The following is a 1,120-nucleotide window of genomic DNA, read 5'->3' as shown; positions in this document are numbered from 1 at the left end:
CAATCGCAACGTTATTTGCACCACTTGGTGATGACTTCATTCGCGTTTCAACATCATTAAAAGATCCGCAAGGTAAGCGTGCAGTAGGCACGACTCTTGGACGCAACCATCCTGGTTACCAACTCTTAAAGAGCGGAAAACCTTACTACGCGCAAATCAAACTATATGGCGAACGCTACATTACCTATTACGCGCCAATCAAAGACGCTAACGGTAACGTATCTGGCTTGTCATTTATCGGTTTGCCAGTAGACCAAGCCACACAAACTCTGTTTGATGCTCTAGAAGAGATTAAGTGGGGCGACACAGGCTACACCATCATTGTCGATAACGACAAAAACAATCTTGGTAAGTACTTACTCCACCCGACTAAGAGCGCTACCGATCCTTCAATCGTAGAAGTTCGTGATTACGATGGTAACAAGCCTTTCCATAAGATTTTCGAACAAAAGAGTGGTCTGATCCGCTACCCATTCCAATACGGCTCAACCGTCGGTGAAAAATACTTAGTGTTCACCGAAGTACCCGGCTGGAACTGGAAACTACTGGGCGGTACATTCATCAAAGAAGTGACCAAAGGCAGCGACACGCTACTTAAACTGATAGCCATCATTTCTTCGGTAGCAGCGAGCATCACTTTTGTTGTGCTCACTCTGTTCTTAAATCGCAGCTTACAGCCTCTAACGGTGTTGAATTCTTACATGACTCGACTAGCTAATGGTGAAGTCAGCTTACAAATTCCGTCGTCTCGTAAACGTTCTAAAAATGAGATTGTGAATTTGAATAACGGCGTTGCAAGCATGGCAAATCAACTGAATGAGTTAGTTGGCCAGATTCGTTCTACCAGCGATTTAGTCGAAAGTAACTCGACCAGTGTAGCAAGCGATGCTCATAGCAACTTAACCCAAGCGGATCGTCAGCAAGAAGAAGTTGAGCAAGTCGTAACAGCGATCGAAGAGATGGCCTCTTCCGCTCAATCGGTGGCTCAGCAAGTAGAAAGCATTGCTGAAAATGTCCGCTCTGCGAACTTAGATAGCCAATCTGGTTTGACGATTGTTGAAGGCGTATGTGTCGACGTGGCGCAGTTGAATGATCAATTGGATCAATCAGCCGAAGCCAT

General features: G+C 45.4%; 1 protein-coding gene. It reads left to right on the top strand.

The genetic code is table 11. The features are described 5' to 3' along the window. The coding region (locus tag R7P72_RS25495) for a methyl-accepting chemotaxis protein (RefSeq protein ID WP_318111018.1) at window positions 1-1,120 on the top strand (1,120 nt) is incomplete at both ends.

Origin of the sequence: Vibrio sp. Vb0888 (genome assembly GCF_033338835.1) — a bacterium.
Lineage (GTDB): Bacteria > Pseudomonadota > Gammaproteobacteria > Enterobacterales > Vibrionaceae > Vibrio > Vibrio alginolyticus.
The sequence above is the reverse complement of the archived record's forward strand: the minus strand, read 5'-3'. Positions and strand labels throughout refer to the sequence as shown.